General features: G+C 63.3%; 8 protein-coding genes. 5 read left to right on the top strand and 3 right to left on the bottom strand.

The genetic code is table 11. The features are described 5' to 3' along the window. Positions 1-41 precede the first annotated feature (41 nt). The 3 genes from ACN0YF_RS07800 to ACN0YF_RS07790 all read left to right on the top strand — a co-directional run bounded on the left by ACN0YF_RS07800 (position 42) and on the right by ACN0YF_RS07790 (position 3070). Positions 42-347: an ArsR/SmtB family transcription factor gene (locus ACN0YF_RS07800; RefSeq protein WP_417493946.1), complete on the top strand. Its 306-nt coding sequence runs from the start codon at positions 42-44 to the stop codon at positions 345-347. Positions 348-450: 103 nt separating this feature from the next. After that, complete coding sequence (locus ACN0YF_RS07795) at positions 451-1320, top strand: MBL fold metallo-hydrolase (RefSeq protein ID WP_417493945.1); 870 nt, start codon at positions 451-453, stop codon at positions 1318-1320. Continuing rightward, positions 1310-3070: a SulP family inorganic anion transporter gene (locus tag ACN0YF_RS07790; RefSeq protein WP_417493944.1), complete on the top strand. Its 1761-nt coding sequence runs from the start codon at positions 1310-1312 to the stop codon at positions 3068-3070. The genes ACN0YF_RS07795 and ACN0YF_RS07790 overlap by 11 nt, the downstream gene beginning before the upstream one ends. Here ACN0YF_RS07790 and ACN0YF_RS07785 read toward each other — a convergent pair whose 3' ends face one another. Next, on the bottom strand, positions 3071-8506 hold the full coding sequence (locus ACN0YF_RS07785; protein ID WP_417493943.1) for a hypothetical protein: 5436 nt from the start codon (positions 8504-8506) through the stop codon (positions 3071-3073). It abuts the gene before it with no gap. Between the two features lie 178 nt (positions 8507-8684). On the opposite strand from ACN0YF_RS07785, the gene acs reads away from it, so the two are divergent. Both acs and ACN0YF_RS07775 read left to right on the top strand, forming a co-directional pair. Then, positions 8685-10637 (top strand): acetate--CoA ligase, encoded by a 1953-nt coding sequence (gene acs / locus ACN0YF_RS07780; protein ID WP_417493942.1) that lies wholly within the window; start codon positions 8685-8687, stop codon positions 10635-10637. Then, positions 10634-11155 (top strand): hypothetical protein, encoded by a 522-nt coding sequence (locus tag ACN0YF_RS07775; RefSeq protein ID WP_417480813.1) that lies wholly within the window; start codon positions 10634-10636, stop codon positions 11153-11155. Before acs ends, ACN0YF_RS07775 begins: the two co-directional genes overlap by 4 nt. A gap of 82 nt (positions 11156-11237) precedes the next feature. Here ACN0YF_RS07775 and aceB read toward each other — a convergent pair whose 3' ends face one another. Both aceB and aceA read right to left on the bottom strand, forming a co-directional pair. Beyond that, positions 11238-12878: a malate synthase A gene (gene aceB, locus ACN0YF_RS07770; RefSeq protein WP_417493941.1), complete on the bottom strand. Its 1641-nt coding sequence runs from the start codon at positions 12876-12878 to the stop codon at positions 11238-11240. 80 nt (positions 12879-12958) lie between these two features. Continuing rightward, positions 12959-14245, bottom strand: coding sequence for an isocitrate lyase (gene aceA, locus ACN0YF_RS07765; RefSeq protein ID WP_417493940.1), 1287 nt, complete (start codon positions 14243-14245; stop codon positions 12959-12961). Positions 14246-14317: the final 72 nt, after the last annotated feature.

The following is a 14317-nucleotide window of genomic DNA, read 5'->3' as shown; positions in this document are numbered from 1 at the left end:
ATATCTCCATCATCTCATAGCTACAGAGCCTCGCACCCAGGATGGACTATACCCAGATGCAGCCGGTCGCCGAGACCGTGGCCGATATCATGAAGACGCTGGCGCATCCCAAGCGGCTGCTGGCGCTGTGTGCGCTGGTGGACCAGGAGCGCTCGGTCGGCGAGCTGGCGGCGGCGCTGGGGGTGCGGGACCAGGCGATGTCGCAGCAATTGGCGATCCTGCGCAACAAGGGGCTGGTGGCGACGCGGCGCGAGAACCAGACGATTTACTACCGCCTCGCCAGCGCCGAGATTCGCACCCTTATGGAATCTCTCTACAAGACCTATTGTCCGCCCGCCCCGGCCTGACCGGCCGGGATGACCAATCGCATTTGCGTACTTGCAGAGTTTCGCAAGAACCATATATCCATTGCAGACACGCCGCAGCCATTCGCGTCCCAGGAGCCCATCGATGAAGCAGAAACCCGAAGTCAAATCCTTCTTCGACCCGGACACGTTCACGGTCAGCTATGTCGTCTGGGATCCGGCGACGAAGCGCGCCGCGGTGATCGATTCCGTACTCAATTACTGCCCTGCCTCCGGGCGCACGACAACAAAGTCGGCCGATGCGGTGATCGAGTTTGTCCGCGCCGAGGGGCTGACGGTGGACTGGGTGCTGGAAACCCATGTCCATGCCGATCATCTCTCCGCCGCGCCCTATATCAAGGACCATCTCGGCGGCAAGATCGGCATCGGCAATCATGTCAGCCAGGTGCAGGACGTGTTTGGCGAGATCTTCGATGCCGGGCCGGATTTTGCCCATGACGGCTCGCAATTCGACCACCTCTTCGAGGATGGCGAGCGTTTCAAGATCGGCGAAATCGAGGCCGAGGCGATCTGGACGCCGGGCCATACGCCGGCCTGTCAGGTCTATCATATCGGCGATGCCGGCTTTGTCGGAGACACGCTCTTCATGCCCGATTTCGGCACCGCCCGCTGCGACTTCCCCGGCGGCGATGCGGCGACGCTCTACCGCTCGATCCAGAAGATCTATGCCCTGCCCGACGAGACGCGCCTTTTCATGTGCCATGACTATATGGCGCCGGGCCGCGAGCATTATGCCTGGGAGACGACGGTCGGCGAACAAAAGGCCAGCAATATCCATATCAAGGCCGGCACGTCAGAGGCGGACTTCGTCAAGATGCGCACCGAGCGCGATGCGACGCTGTCCATGCCGACGCTGATCCTGCCCTCGGTGCAGGTCAATATGCGCGCCGGCCATCTGCCCGAGCCGGCGGAAAACGGCCGCCGCTATCTGAAAATCCCGCTCAATGCAGTCTGAGCTGTTCAAACGCGCCAAACGGGTGCTGCCCGGCCTGCAATGGCTGGAGGGCTATAGCCGCCGCACCTTTGGCGAGGATGCGCTGGCCAGCCTGATCACCGCGATCCTGCTGATCCCGCAAAGCCTGGCCTATGCGCTTCTGGCCGGCCTGCCGGCCCAGGCGGGGCTGTATGCCTCGATCGCGCCGCTGGTCGCCTACGCCCTGTTCGGCTCGAGCCGGGTGCTCGCCGTCGGGCCCGTCGCCGTCGTGTCGCTGATGACGGCTGCCGCCATCGGCAATCTCGGCCTGACCGATCCGGCCGAGCAAATGGCCGCCGCCGGAGCACTGGCCCTGCTCTCGAGCTTCTTCCTGCTCCTGTTCGGCCTGTTCAAGCTGGGCAGCGTCTCCAATTTCCTCAGCCGGCCGGTGGTGGGCGCCTTTGTCACCGCCTCGACCATTTTGATCATTGCCAGCCAGGCCAAGCATATTCTCGGCATCAGCTCCCACGGCTCGACCCTGCCGGAAATCCTGTTGTCGATGAGCGGACAGCTGGGTGCCATCAATCTGGTGGCGCTGGTGATCGGGGCTGGCAGCATAGCCTTCCTGGTCGCAGCGCGCACCGTCCTGCCGCGCATGCTGACAGCGCTGAAGCTGGGCGAGGACCTGGCCGGCGGCATTGCCCGCGCCGCACCGGCCGGCCTTGTTGTTCTGGCCACCACCATCGCCTGGAGCCTGCATCTCGACAACGGTGCCGATCTGGCCGTGGTCGGCGCCCTGCCGAGCGGCCTGCCGCCGATGCAATTGCCCATCGTCAGCCTCGATATCTGGCGCGCCCTGATCGGGCCGGCAGCCCTGATCTCGCTGATCGGCTTTGTCGAAAGCGTCTCGGTCGGCCAGTCGCTGGCCGCGCGCCGGCGCGAAAGCGTCAATCCGGACCGCGAACTCTTCGGCCTCGGCGCCGCCAATGCCGCCGCCGCCCTGACCGGCGGCTATCCGGTGACCGGCGGTTTTGCCCGCTCGGTGGTCAATGAAGCGGCCGGCGCCCAGACACCGCTGGCCGGCGTGTTCACCGCCGCCATCATCCTGCTGGTCGCGGTTTTCCTGACGCCCCTCTTCCACTTCCTGCCCAAGGCCACCCTGGCCGCGACCATCCTGGTGGCGGTGGCCAAGCTGGCCGATTTCGGCGGGCTGTGGAAGGCGTGGAAATACGCGCCGGCTGATGGCGCGGCGGCCTTCCTGACCCTGTTTGGCGTGCTCTTCCTTGGCGTCGAGATCGGCCTCACCCTCGGCGTGGTGCTCTCGGTCGGCGCAGCCTTGCAACGCACGATGCAGCCGCACTGGACCCGCGTCGGCCAGGTGCCCGGCACGCATCATTTCCGCAATCCGAACCGGCATGAGGTGATCGTCTCACCGCATGTCTACGCCCTGCGCGTCGACGGGGCGCTGTATTTCGCCAATGCGCGCTTTCTCGAGGAACTGGTTGCCGACATCATCGCCGAGAATGAGGGCATCACCGATTTCGTGCTGATGTTCCCGGCGGTCAATTTCGTTGATGCCAGTGCGCTGGAAAGCCTGCGCGCGATCAATCACCGCCTGATGGATGCCGGCGTCAAACTGCATTTGTCCGAAGTGATCGGTCCGGTCAGCGACCGGCTCGGTGCCGCCGGTTTCCTGGAAGAGCTCTCCGGCGAGGTCTTCCTGTCGCAATATGCCGCCATGCGCACCCTCGACCCGGAGACAACGCTCCGGGCCGAAGGTCTGCAGGCCTGATCAGAAGCGCCAGGCGAAGCGACCATAGACGCGGCTGGAGTCTTCGCCGTCCATCCAGCGTCCCTCGACACCGATCTGGGCACTGACACCCACCAGCGGGCTGGTCAGGTCGATATAGCCACTGGCCACACCGCCGGTATCATTGCTGCGCGGGCCAAAGGCTTCATAGGGCGCGGTTCCGCCCGGGAAGCTGGCGGCAACGCTGGCCGTGTCCTCGCCATTGGCGTGAACCACACCGGCGGTCCCGCCGAAGCTCCAGAGCAGACCCGACTGGCTCGGCTCGAAGCTGTGATCGAAGAAGCCGCGCAATTCCCAGTCCTCGACGCGGAAGCTGTCCCCGACAATGTCGAGATCAAACCCGTCCGCGCCGCGCTGGGCGTAATTGCCGATCTCGGCATAGGCATAGGTGCCCGACATCGCGAAACCGGCCTGGCTGACGCCGCTGACCAGGGTCAGGCGAGCATCGAGACGGGCAAAGCTGACCGAACCGCCGGTCTCGCCGATCGATGTGCCAAACGGCGTGTGGCGGCGGGCCTCGATATCGGTGTCGACATAACCGGCCAGACCCGCAAGGGTGAAGCGTCCGGCCTGCATGCGGGCGTAGATGCCGCCGGCCACCGAGTCGATCTCGCCATGGCCGCGCACGCCATTCGCGACATCAACATCGCCGGTGCCGGAGGCCAGGAAGATACCGCCGGCGAACTGGTCGCCAAAGGTGTATTCCGCACCGCTGGAGACCTGCGAGAAGGTCTCGTCGACGCCGGCCGCATTGCCATCGCCACTCAGGGCAGCCCCGGATCCGGAAACATTGGTCCAGATCATCACACCGCCATCGCTCGTCCGCTGGCCACAGGCCCCGGCATTCGGCCCGATCGCACAATTGGCGACCGTCTGGGCCAGCGAGGTGCCGATCCGGGCGCTTTGCCGGGTCAGTGCTGCAGAGGTTTCCGGCGCAAAGGCTTCAAGGATCGGCGCCGATGCGGCACCGGCATTGAGCGCCAGGATGACGTCATCGGCCGCGCTGGCGCCGAGATTCCAGCGATCCTCCAGGCCAAGCGCGGCCTGGCTCTGATTGAGCGTGGCCGGCGCGAGGGCAGAGGCGAAACTGTTCTGCGTGAAGGAGAGCAGAACGTTCGAGCCGACCATGTTGAGCGTCGGCGTAAACAGCACGCCGCCGCTATTGAGCAGATTGACCCCGCCCGTGACGCTCGCGGCGGAGAACAGGGTGAAGGCCTGGCGCGCCGCCATCGCGGCGCTGAGATCGCCGGTGATGAGCAGATCACCACCGAGGGTCGCCGCACCGCTGACGATGACCTGGTCGTGATCAAGCCCGTGGAAGTTGAACACCATGGTCGAGCTGGATGGCGCGATGAAGGCGGCGGACTCCGGTGAAATTCCGGCACCGTCACCCGGAAGGGTGACGCTGTCGCCAGCATTCAGCGCGATGTAATCGCCCAGCACGGTGAGTGTGCCGATCGTGCCGGTGCCGCCGGGATTGACGACGCCGCCATTATAGAGATCGCCGGTGATGGTGGTGTCGAGGCCGAGAATGCTGCCGAAATTGAAGACATCGCCATCGACCATCCCGCCATCGCTGTGCAGGTCGGCGAAGGAGACCAGGGCACCGGTGAAGGTGAAGTCCACCAGGTCCAGCGAATCCCCGCGTGACAGCATCAGCTCCGCAGCATAGTCGCGGCCAAGGCTGATATCGCCTTCATAGGCCCAGATTTCCTCGAAGTTTTCGATCACCATGTCGAGGGTCTGGGTGCCGTAGGCCGCGAAGCGGTCATCGCCGGCACCGCCGTCAACGGTGCCGGTTATCGTGCCGGTGCCGTAGGCGGCAAAGACATCATCGCCGTCGCCCAGCGCGGCCGCGACGCCGCCTGCGCCGGTCAGGGTACCGGCATTGACGAGCAGGTCATCGCCAGCGCCCAGATTGACGCCGGTAAAGCCGGAGATCACGCCGTCCTCGTCATTCTCCAGGGTGACATCGGCGCTGCCGGAAGCCTCGATCCCGGCCCCCGTTTCGTCACCCTCTTCGAGCAGGGCGGTGATCGTGCCGCTATTGTAGATGGAGCTGACATCAGCACCGAACTGCACCGCGGTGCCAGTGCCGGTTATGGTGCCGATATTGTTGAAGCTGGCGACCGTTTCGTTGATCTCGACGGCAGTCCGGCCGGCAATGATATTGCCCGCATTCCCGAATTCGACTTCGATCCCTGCGGGGACAATGCTGCCGACAGGTCCGAGCGGTTCGGCGAGCGGGCCAACGGGCCGGCCCAGGAAAATGCCGGCACCGGTTTCTGCCAGGATGTCGCCAAGGTTCAGGAATACATAGTCCGAATACCCGTTCGAGAGCCGGACGCCGTCGGCGGCCGCGGAAATCAGGCCGTAATTGAGGAAGCCCGCTCCCGCCATGTTATTGATATAAACGCCATCGCCGACGCTGATGATCCGCCCGTCTTCGTAATTGACAAACACGCTGTCCGGGAGCCCGCCCTGGGCGAAACTCCCGGCCAGCGGCGCATCCGGCTCGCGGCCGAGGCTGGCGATATAGATCGCATTGGAGGTCGTGTCATTGGTCGTTTCGAGCAGACCTTCATTGACGAAGCTGCCCTCCAGCGAGCCAATTCCCGCCACAAAGCTCGCGCCGCGAATTGCGCCCAGATTGATGAAGTCGCCACTGAGCCGGTCGAGCTGTACGGCATAGCCGTCGTCGTAGAGCGGCCAGTCATCGCCCACACCGCCATAGCCGCGCACGGCCTCGATCAGTCCCTCATTGATGAAATCGCCCGACAGGTCCATGCCGACGACCCCGAGCAGACCACCGATGATGTCACCGCTATTGGTGAAATCACCGGCCCGGTTCAGCGAGAGCCCGGCCCAGCTGCCGTCAATCGTGCCGCTATTGTCGAACTGGAGGACATCCGCATCAAGAATGACACCGAGTTCCCCGCCAGCGATCGTGCCTGAATTGCCGAAAATGATGCCGCCCGGAACTGCCGGAATTGAATGCGGCCCCGGCGCCTGTGCCAGCCCGTCGGCGCCCATAGCGCCTGCGCCACCGATCCAGACACCGCCACCCGTTTCGCCAACGAGAATGTCGCCGGTATTGATGAAGCTGGCGCCATCAGCCAGGGCGTTGATGATCACACCACCACCGTCGGCCTCGATCAGGCCGGCATTGTAGAAACCCTCTCCGTCGAGCCGGTCAATCACGATCGCGTCCGATCCGCCAAGGATCACGCCGTCTTCGTCATTGAAGAAATCACCGCCGAGAGTGGCAATCCGTACAGCGTTGGAGGCGATACCCTCACCGCCCACCGCGGCGATGAGGCCCTGATTGATGAAATCACCGTCAATCTCGCCCGCATTCACCCCCATCCTGGCGCCGACAATTTCGCCGGTATTGGTGAAATCACCGGTGACGACGCCTACGGCCTGAACGCCGTAATCCTGAGCGAAGAAACTCGGATCGAGACCATGTCCCTCACCCAAGGCGTAGATCAGGCCGGAATTGTTGAAGCTGGAGACCTCGACATCCTGGGCAAAATAGACGGCCGGGCCATCGCCACTGCTGATCAGGCCCTGATTGGTGAAATCGACCGTTGTGATGGTCGGCGCATAAGCCGAAGAAGGCCCGCCCGCTTGCGCCTCGGGCGCATATGAGTACCGGTTGCCGATCGTGACACCGAAGCCCTCGCTGGAGTCGATGTCGCCGGTATTGATGAAGCTGAACGCCAGCCCCGTTGCGGGATCGTCGGCGAGGACCGCGCCCTCCGGCGGGAGGACCGCCCCCCCACGGATAGTGACAGCGTCGTCAACCGAGGAAATCGTGCCCGCATTGCGGAATGTAAAGCCCGAAGACGCGAACAAAACATTCACGCCGCCGCCGCCGCTCAGAATCAGGCCGGAATTGGTGAAGCGCGCGCCCCGCATATCATCCATCCGGATGCCGAGCTGCCGGCCGTAGATATACCCGCTCCCGGTGTTTTCGAAATCGCCGCCGAGCGTGCCCGCAACGCTCAAGCCAACACCGGAATCAGTGCCAGATGCGCTGAAGATGTTGCCGGAATTGACCAGATCGCCCGTCACCGAGCCGCTCCAGCCAACAAAAAGACCGACCTGCGTGCCACCGATCGTGCCCGAATTCGTCAGATCGCCATCCAGCTGCGCATTGGCATAAAGCCCGGTAGCAGAGTTGGGATAACTGCCGTAAATCGTCCCGGAATTGACGAAATCGCCCTGAAGGTTCGTGAGAAGGCCGACCCCGACATAGCCGCCGCGGATCACGCCGGAATTGTTGAACGCCGCGCCGGTGGTGTCCCGGCCCATGGCTTCGCTGGCCTCCAGGTAGACGCCCCAGCCATAGCCATTCTCGTCGGTATCGCCATGGATGGTGCCTGTATTTTCGAAGCCGCCGGCGATACCGGTACCGATAATCCAGACGCCGTCGCCACCACCGCTGATCGTACCCGTATTGAGGAAATCCCCGGCCAGTACATCGATCTCGACGCCACCACCATAACCGTCCTCGTCGATATCTCCGGTGATTGTTCCGTGATTGATGAAGTCGCCGCCGCCGGCCAGCAGGATCACAGCGGTACTGCCACCCTCGATCACACCACCGACCTCATTCACGAAATCACCCGTGAGTGTGAGGATGGCGCCATAGCCAGACTGCCCGCGCACGACACCGGAATTGGTAAAGCCGCCAAGGCTGACGAGATTGGTGCGGATGCCATCAGTGCTGCCGTCAATGGTGCCGGTATTCACCAGCGACCCGGCACTATCGGCACCTTCAAACAACAGGCCTGTGGGGCGATATGAGTCGTAGGACGATGGCGCGGCGGTGCTGGTGATCGTGCCGGAATTGGTGAAAACCCCATCCAAGCCGCCGAGCACTTCGAAGCCGTAGCGGCCACCGGTAATCGCACCACTATTGAGGATGTCGCCCGTCACCAGGCCACGCAATTCGACGCCCGTGCCGGAGCTTCCCGCGTTGGTCACCGAACCGCTATTGGTGAAGGCGCCGAGGGTGATTTCGCTGTCGACAATCACGGCACCGTTCTGCGAGATTGTGGAATAGATATCCCCGGCATTGGTCAGGAAGGAGAGGTAGGCCGGTGCGTCGCTGCCGATACCCAGGCCGCTGAAAAATCCGCCCGAGGAGTCCGTCGGCGAGCCGATCGAGCCATAATTGGTGACCGAGAACAGGGGGGAAAGCGAGACCCGCTCCCAATTATCCCACAGAAACAGATTGAGATCGGGACCGGCATCGTGAAGGAAAAGGTCCGGTGCCGGCGTGCCTGAGCCAAAGCAATTCCGGATATCCCCGTTATCAAAGCAATTGACAGTCTGCGCATGGGCCGCGCCCGTCAGGGCAAGCAGAGCCGACGACACGAGAAGCGCGCCGCGAAGCGAATTACGATACATATGAATCCCCAATCTATCACTTAAGCATATTGGCCGCGCCGACAGCGTGCCAAGTGCGTGGCTGGCAGTAAATCCGACGGCAAACCATTCACATCCAAGGTAGTTTCGGCCATTATCGCACCGCGCACTATGCGCTAAAATGCCTCATCACCCGCGACACAACTTGGAGTCCGCGCCCATGCCGTCCCAGGATCAAGCCGTCTACCCCGTCCCCGCTGCGCTCAAGCGCTCGACCCTGGTGACGGCCGAACGCTATGCCGAGATGTACCGTCAATCGGTCGAAGACCCTGACGCCTTCTGGCGCCAGGAAGCGGCGCGGCTGGACTGGATGAAGCCCTTCACCCAGGTCGAGGACACCTCCTGGGACAAGGATGACCTGCATATCCGCTGGTTCGCCGACGGCACGCTCAATGCCAGCGCCAATTGCATCGACCGGCATCTGCCCGAGCGGGCCAATGACACCGCCATCATCTGGGAGGGCGATGATCCGGCCGCGAGCAGCAAGATCACCTATGGCGAGCTGCACGACCATGTCTGCCGCCTTGCCAACGGGCTCAAATCACTCGGCGTCAAGAAGGGCGACCGCGTCACGATCTATATGCCGATGATCCCGGAAGCGGCCTATGCCATGCTGGCCTGCGCGCGCATCGGCGCGGTGCATTCGGTGGTGTTTGGCGGTTTCTCGCCGGAAGCGCTGGCGGGACGGATCAATGATTGCGCCAGCGATATCGTCATCACCGCCGATGAAGGCATTCGCGGCGGCAAGCCGACACCGCTGAAGGCCAATGTCGACCGCGCCATGCATCATGCGCCCGGCATCAAACAGGTCATCGTCGTCAAGCGCACCGGCGGCAAGATGAACTGGGATCCGGCCCGTGATGTCTGGTATCACGACCTGATCGCGCGCCAGCCGGCGACCTGCCCGCCCGAGCCGATGAATGCCGAGGATCCGCTCTTCATTCTCTACACCTCCGGCTCGACCGGCCAGCCCAAGGGCGTGCTGCACACCACGGGCGGCTATATGGTCTGGGCGGCGATGACGCATGAATATGTGTTCGATTACAAACGCGGCGAGATCTACTGGTGCACCGCCGATGTCGGCTGGGTCACCGGCCACACCTATATTCTCTACGGACCGCTCGCCAATGGCGCCACGACGCTGATGTTCGAAGGCATCCCGACCTGGCCCGGACCGGATCGTTTCTGGCAGGTGATCGACAAGCACCGGGTCAATATCTTCTACACCGCCCCGACCGCCATCCGCGCCCTGATGCGCGAGGGCGACGGGCCGGTACAGGGCTCCTCGCGGGCCTCATTGCGCCTGCTCGGCTCGGTTGGCGAACCGATCAATCCGGAGGCCTGGACCTGGTATCACCGCGTGGTCGGTGATGGCCGCTGTCCGATCGTCGATACCTGGTGGCAAACGGAGACCGGCGGCGTGATGATCTCCCCCCTGCCCGGCGCCACCGACCTCAAGCCCGGCTCGGCGACCAAGCCCGTCTTCGGCATCGTGCCGGCGCTGGTCAGCAGTGAGGGCGCGCCCCTGCCCGACACCGGCGCGGCCGAGGGCAATCTGATCATCGAGCGCTCCTGGCCGGGCCAGGCGCGCACGATCTATGGCGATCACCAGCGCTTCATCGACACCTATTTCTCGACCTATCCCGGCGCCTATTTCACCGGCGATGGCGCGCGCCGCGACGCCGATGGCTATTGGTGGATCACCGGCCGCGTCGATGACGTGCTCAATGTCTCCGGCCACCGGCTCGGCACGGCCGAGATCGAAAGCGCCCTGGTCGCCCATACCGATGTCGCCGAGGCCGCCGTGGTTGGCTATCCGCACGATATCAAGGGCCAGGGCATTTACTGCTATGTGACCCTGAATTCCGGCATCGTGCCGAACGAAGACTCGGCCAAGATGCTGCGCCAGTGGGTACGCCAGGAGATTGGCCCCATCGCGACACCGGACCTGGTCCAGTTTGCCCCGGGCCTGCCGAAGACCCGCTCCGGCAAGATCATGCGGCGCATTCTGCGCAAAATCGCGGAGAACGAGTTTGGCAATCTCGGCGACACGTCTACACTCGCAGACCCGAGCGTTGTTGAAGATCTGATCGAGAACCGGAAAAACCGATGAAGCGTGTTGTTGTCCTTGCCGTCGCCGCCAGCAGCCTGCTGGCCGCCTGCGCCACCGAAACCGTGCCCGCCTGCCGCGCGCCGCAAGCCCATGAGATGGCCGCCTTCGCCGCCATCATCAGCCATAATGAAACCAATGTGAGCCAGAGCCTGGCGCCGAACGCGCTGCGCAATGCCTTCATCCGGCGTGACCCGCTGGTGCGGGCCTGGGTCTGGGGTGCTCCGGGCGAGACCAATGGCACGCTGGTCGGCATGCTGTCGCAGCCGCCCCTGTGCATTATTGACGATCCACGCGTCGCCGCGACGGAAACCGTGCGCCAGGTCCTGGTCTATCCGCAGGCCAATTTCAGCCGCGTCGCCCCGCCGGCCGCGACGCCACTGGCCGATGCACCGCCGCCCTATGGCACGGCGATGCGCGATTTCCTCAGCTGCCGCTTCGAGCAGACCGCTGATGGCTGGAAACTGGCCGATATGTGCGGCTACCGCATGCCGGGTTCGGGCGGGTTGACCGGCCTGTAAGACCGCCATTGCGCACCATGCAAAAGACCGGCTCCGCATTGCGCAGCCGGTCTTTTTTATGATTGCGTCGAAGACGGTAAACTCAGTCTTCGAACTCTTTCAGTCGCATGGACTTCTTGAGCCCTTCCGTCAGCACGTCATAGGCCGGCAGGGTGAGGAATTCGACGAATTCCTCCGACAGGACGAGATCGTGCAGGATGGTGGCCGCCTGGCGGATCTGGTTCTGCACCTCTTCCCGGCCCGCAACCTCGGCCTGGAGCGCCGTGCAGGTCGACTCGATCTGCGCCGCCAGCCCGGCGTCGGTGAGTGCCGTGCCTTCGCGGGTGGATTTGCCGAAGCGGCGCCACTGCCAGAGCTGGGCCCGGGCAATCTCGGCCGTCGCCGCATCTTCCATCAGATTGCGGATCGGCACGGCGCCGCGTCCGCCCAGCCAGGCCGCGACATAGCGGATGGCGACATCGATATTGTCGGCAACACCGGCATCACTGATCTCGCCCTCGGGGGCCTTGAGCAGATCCTGGGTCGTCACCGGCATGGCGAACTCGTCGACAAAGTCGAGCTGGTTGGCGCCCGGCATGTGCTCATCGAACACGTTCATGGCCACCGGAACCAGATCGGGGTGAGCGACCCAGGTGCCGTCATGGCCGTTCTTGACCTCACGCAGCTTGTCCTGACGCACCTGTTCCAGCGCCGCATCATTGGCCGCTTCATCACCCCTGACCGGGATAAAGGCCGACATGCCGCCCATCGCATGGGCGCCGCGGCGATGGCACACGGTGACAACGCGCCTGGAATAGGCCGCCATGAAGGGCGTCTTCATCGTCACCGCGGAACGGTCCGGCAGGACATGTTCGGGGCGCGCCTGCAGGCGTTTGATATAGCTGAAGATATAGTCCCAGCGGCCGCAATTGAGGGCGACGATATTGCCGCGCAGCTCGTACAGGATCTCGTCGAGTTCGAAACTGGCCGGCAGGGTCTCGATCAGCACGGTGGCGCGGATCGTGCCGCGTTCCAGACCGAGTTCGTCCTCGGCATGCTGGAAGACCAGGCTCCACAGCCGTGCCTCGAAACGGGATTCGATCTTGGGCAGGTAGAAATACGGCCCCGTCCCACGCTCTTTCAGGGCGGCGTGGTTATTGAACAGATAGAGGCCGAAATCGAAGAAGGATCCGGAAATGGCCTGACCGTTGACCCGGACATGACGTTCTTCGAGATGCAAGCCGCGCGGGCGCACAATCAGCACCGCTGCGTCTTCATTGATCTGGTAGCGCTTGCCGTTTTTCTCGTCGACATAATCGATCTCGCGGCGCACGGCGTCGCGCAGATTGATCTGGCCCTCGATAAGGTTGGACCAGACCGGCGAGGTCGCGTCCTCGAAATCGGCCATGAAGCATTTGGCACCGGAATTGAGCGCATTGACGACCATCTTGCGGTCAACGGGACCGGTGATCTCGACGCGGCGGTCTTGCAGATCGGCCGGCGCCGGGCGGACTTTCCACTCGCTGGCGCGGATATCGGCGGTCTCGTGCGGGAACATCAGCAAGGCACCGACATTCAGCTCGGCCTGGCGCTCGGCGCGATGGCGCAGCAGCGACTGGCGGCGCTTCTCGAAGCGGCGATGCAGGCCAGCCAGAAAGTCCAGCGCCTCATGGCTGAGAATATCGCGGTAACCCGGCTCGAGATGGCCCAGGATTTCAACGCCGCTCGGTGTAATCTGTGTCATGGCTGTCTCCAGTCGGCAAAAGAGATGCGGGGTGCGCGGATGGTCTGCGCACCCCGCCTGGGTTCAGAGGGCCCGAAGGCCTATTCGGCAGCTTCGAACTGCGACGACTCGGTCGACTCGCCCATGGCGGTTGTCGAGGAGGTGCCGCCGGTCAGGGCCAGGGAGACCTGGTCGAAATAGCCGGTGCCGACTTCGCGCTGGTGACGCGTGGCGGTGTAGCCATCGGCTTCCGAGCCGAACTCGGCCTGTTGCAGTTCCGAATAGGCCGCCATGCCGCGATCCTTGTAGCCGCGGGCCAGCTCGAACATGGAATGGTTCAGGCTGTGGAAACCGGCCAGGGTCACGAACTGGAACTTGTAGCCCATGGCGCCGAGTTCGCGCTGGTATTTGGCGATCGTGTCCTTGTCCAGATTGGCTTCCCAGTTGAAGCTTGGCGAACAATTGTAAGCCATCATCTTGCCAGGATATTTCTTCTGCACGGCTTCGGCGAAGCGGCGGGCCTCGTCGAGATTCGGCTTGGAGGTTTCCCACCACAGCAGGTCGGCATATTTGCCGTATTCGATCGAACGCGCGATGCAATGATCGACGCCGACGCCGTCCTTGATGCGATAGAAGCCTTCCGGCGTGCGGCCGGCATCGAAATCGATGAAGGGATGATCACGCTCATCGATATCGGAGGTGAGCAGCTTGGCGCTTTCCGCATCGGTACGGGCAACGGTGATGGTCGACACGCCCATGACATCGGCCGCGAGACGCGCAGCGATCAGATTGCGCTCATGCGCCTGGGTCGGGATCAGGACCTTGCCGCCCAAGTGGCCGCATTTCTTTTCCGAAGCCAGCTGGTCTTCAAAGTGAACGCCGGCAGCGCCCGCCTCGATATAGGCCTTCATGATCTCGAAGCAGTTGAGCGGTCCGCCAAAGCCGGCTTCGGCATCGGCGACGATTGGCGCAAACCAGTCGCGCGTCACATTGCCTTCGGAGAATTCGACCTGGTCGGCACGCTGCAGGGTGCGGTTGATCTTGCGCGCCAGCTCGGGACCGGAATTGGCCGGGTAGAGCGACTGGTCAGGATACATGGCACCGGCGACATTGGCGTCGGCAGCAACCTGCCAGCCGGACAGATAGATCGCCTTCAGGCCGGCGCGGACCTGTTGCATCGCCTGATTGCCGGACATGGCACCGAGGGCGTTGATATAGGGCTCGGTCTTGAGCAGGCTCCAGAGCTTTTCGGCTCCGCGTTCAGCCAGCGTGTTGCGGACCTGGACAGAGCCGCGCAGCTTGAGGACGTCCTCGACGCCATAACCGCGCTCGATACCGTCAAAACGGTCAGCAGCGGCACCGGGAACCAAATCTTTGAAGCTTGTCATCTTTGTCACCATAACTGTGGGAGTTGAATTGCCCTCATGGTGTCAAACGGCAGGATGCCTGTCGAGAAAGCC

The organism is Maricaulis sp. (assembly GCF_048270265.1).
Classification (GTDB): domain Bacteria; phylum Pseudomonadota; class Alphaproteobacteria; order Caulobacterales; family Maricaulaceae; genus Maricaulis.
Note: the sequence above shows the minus strand (reverse complement) of the source record. Positions and strands in the feature narration are given on the sequence as shown.

Bases quoted from the DNA above. Each gene is read 5' to 3' on its own strand.
- ACN0YF_RS07800 (WP_417493946.1), top strand. From the start codon at position 42: ATGGACTATACCCAGATGCAGCCGGTCGCCGAGACCGTGGCCGATATC.
- ACN0YF_RS07795 (WP_417493945.1), top strand. From the start codon at position 451: ATGAAGCAGAAACCCGAAGTCAAATCCTTCTTCGACCCGGACACGTTC.
- ACN0YF_RS07790 (WP_417493944.1), top strand. From the start codon at position 1,310: ATGCAGTCTGAGCTGTTCAAACGCGCCAAACGGGTGCTGCCCGGCCTG.
- ACN0YF_RS07785 (WP_417493943.1), bottom strand. From the start codon at position 8,506: ATGTATCGTAATTCGCTTCGCGGCGCGCTTCTCGTGTCGTCGGCTCTG.
- acs (WP_417493942.1), top strand. From the start codon at position 8,685: ATGCCGTCCCAGGATCAAGCCGTCTACCCCGTCCCCGCTGCGCTCAAG.
- ACN0YF_RS07775 (WP_417480813.1), top strand. From the start codon at position 10,634: ATGAAGCGTGTTGTTGTCCTTGCCGTCGCCGCCAGCAGCCTGCTGGCC.
- aceB (WP_417493941.1), bottom strand. From the start codon at position 12,878: ATGACACAGATTACACCGAGCGGCGTTGAAATCCTGGGCCATCTCGAG.
- aceA (WP_417493940.1), bottom strand. From the start codon at position 14,245: ATGACAAGCTTCAAAGATTTGGTTCCCGGTGCCGCTGCTGACCGTTTT.